Origin of the sequence: Streptomyces sp. (genome assembly GCF_050698815.1) — a bacterium.
In the GTDB taxonomy this organism is placed as follows: domain Bacteria; phylum Actinomycetota; class Actinomycetes; order Streptomycetales; family Streptomycetaceae; genus Streptomyces.
The window spans coordinates 1-2,614 of record NZ_JBOHCV010000419.1; the positions used below are offsets into that span (position 1 = coordinate 1).

General features: G+C 68.5%; 1 protein-coding gene. It reads left to right on the forward strand.

From position 1 onward, the window contains the following. On the forward strand, positions 1–2,614 hold a 2,614-nt coding region (locus ACRDP3_RS15275; protein WP_431517484.1), incomplete at both ends, for a DUF6531 domain-containing protein.

Here is a 2,614-nt window from a genome sequence, read left to right on the forward strand (position 1 = left end):
GTGCAGATGCTCAACAACCCGGTGGAAACCGGGAAGGTGATGTGGGAGGAGTTCAAGAAGAACCCCACCGAGTTCCTCTCCCGCCTGCCTCCCGAGATACTCGGCGCCAAGGGCCTCGGCATGGTCCGCAAGGGCCTGGGCGCGGCGCGCAGAGGGTCGGAGAAGCCCAGCAGCCCCGGCGGCGAGGACGTCAGGAAGAACCCGGACGACAAGAGCCGCCAGCCGGACTGCAAGACATGTGAGAAGGACCCGGTGGATGTCGCCACCGGCCGGATGCTGCTTCCGCAGACGGACGTGTCGTTGCCCAGCGCTCTGCCGCTTGTCTTCCGGCGCGGCTTCGAGTCCTCGTATCGGGCAGGGCGTTGGTTCGGGCCGACATGGTGCAGCACCCTCGATCAGCGGCTTGAGGTCGACGCGGAGGGAGTGGTCTTCCACGGTGAGGACAGTCTTCTGCTGGCCTATCCGCATCCCGCGCCCGACCTGCCGACGCTGCCGCACAGGGGCCCTCGCCTGCCGCTGGAGAGCACCGTCCACGGGGACTACGTCCTGAGCGATCCGGCCACCGGGCGGGTGTGGCACTTCACCGGCCCGGACGGCGGGGGCGACGGCACGGCGCTGTTGGAGCAGATATCGGACCGGAACGGTCACCGCATCACCTTCGAGTACGACGACGCCGGCGCTCCGACGGGCATCGTCCACGATGATGGCTACCGGCTGAAGATCACGACATGGGGCGGACGTGTCACCGCCCTGCACTTGGCAGGGGCGGCCGAGGACGGAGCCGACCAGGAACTCAAGCGTTACGGCTACATCGACGGCCACCTCACCTCAGTCACCAACTCCTCGGGTCTGCCGTTGCTCTTCGGTTACGACCAGCAGGGTCGGATGACGTCCTGGACCGACACGAACGGATCCCGTTTCGACTACGTCTACGACGATGAGGACCGCTGCATCACCCAGTTCGGTGCCGCAGGTCATCTCCGCTCGACATTCGACTACAGCGGCATCGATGAGCGCACAGGCCACCGCACGACCGAGATCACAGACTCCGACGGCCGCGTCTCTCGCTTTGCGATCAACGATCGATGCCAGGTCGTCGCCGAGACGGATGCGTTGGGCAACACGGTGCGCAAGGAATGGGACCGCTACAACCGGCTGCTCTCCCGTACGGACGCGCTGGGCCGCACCACCCGCTACCGGTACGGGGCGGAGTCCGGTGAGCTGGAGGCCGTCACCCGCCCTGACGGGCGGATGGTCGAGGCGGAGGTGAACGGTCTCGGTCTGCCTGTGGCCGTCACGGGAGCGGACGGTTCGCGCTGGCGTCAGGAGTACGACGAGCGGGGCAACCGCACCTCGGCCACGGACCCGGCCGGCAACACCACGCGGTACGCCTACGACGGGCAGGGTCATCTCCTGGGGGTGACGGACGCGCTGGGGTCGGTGACGCGGGTGCGCTGCGATGCGGCCGGCCTCCCGGTGGAGATCACCGGCCCCGACGGCGCGGTCACCACCTACAGGCGCGACGCTTTCGGCCGCCCCACCACGGTCATCGACCCGCTGGGTGGCGCAACGCACCTTTCGTGGACGGTTGAGGGCAAGCTGTCGCGCCGCGTCGGCCCGGACGGGTCACGGGAGTCGTGGACGTATGACGGGGAGGGCAACTGCACCCGCCACGTGGATGCGGGCGGTGGCGTGACCACCTTCGAGTACACCCATTTCGATCTGCTCGCTGCGCAGACCGGTCCGGACGGGGTGCGCCACGAGTTCGCGCATGACGCGGAACTGCGCCTCACCCAGGTCACCAACCCGCAGGGCTTGACCTGGAGTTACGCCTATGATCCCGCGGGGCGTCTGATATCCGAGACCGACTTCGACGACCGTGTGGTCAGCTACGCCCACGACGCCGCCGGACAACTGGCCTCCCGCACCAACCCACTCGGCCAGACCGTCACCTTCGAGCGCGACGTGCTCGGCCAGATCACCGGCAAGGACGCCGACGGCCAGGCCACGACCTATGCCTACGATCCGGCCGGCCGCCTCACCGAGGCTGTCGGGCCGGACGCCGAACTCCTCCTCCAGCGGGACAAGCTGGGCCGGATCAAGACCGAGTTGGTCAACGGACGTGCGCTCACCCACACCTATGACGCGTTGGGTCGCCGCTCCCGCCGGATGACGCCCTCCGGTGCGGTGTCCTCCTTCGCCTACGACGAGGTGGGCAATCGCACCACCCTCACCGCCTCTGGCCACACCCTCGACTTCACCCACGACGCAGCAGGCCGCGAAACCCACCGACGCATCGCCGGCACCATGGACATGGCCCACACCTGGGACCCGGCCGGCCGCCTGACCGCCCAGAGGGTCACCGGCCCCACATCCGCCCCGGTCCAGCATCGTGCCTACACCTACCGCCCCGATGGCCATCTGATGGGCGTCGATGACGAGTTGAACGGTCCCCGCGTCTTCGACCTGGACGCGGCCGGACGCGTCACGGGAGTGCGAGCCGAGGGCTGGAGCGAGTCCTACGCCTACGACGATGCGGGCAACCAGACCCGAGCGAACTGGCCCGCACACCACGCCGGCACCGACGCACGCGGCGAACGCACCTACACCGGCA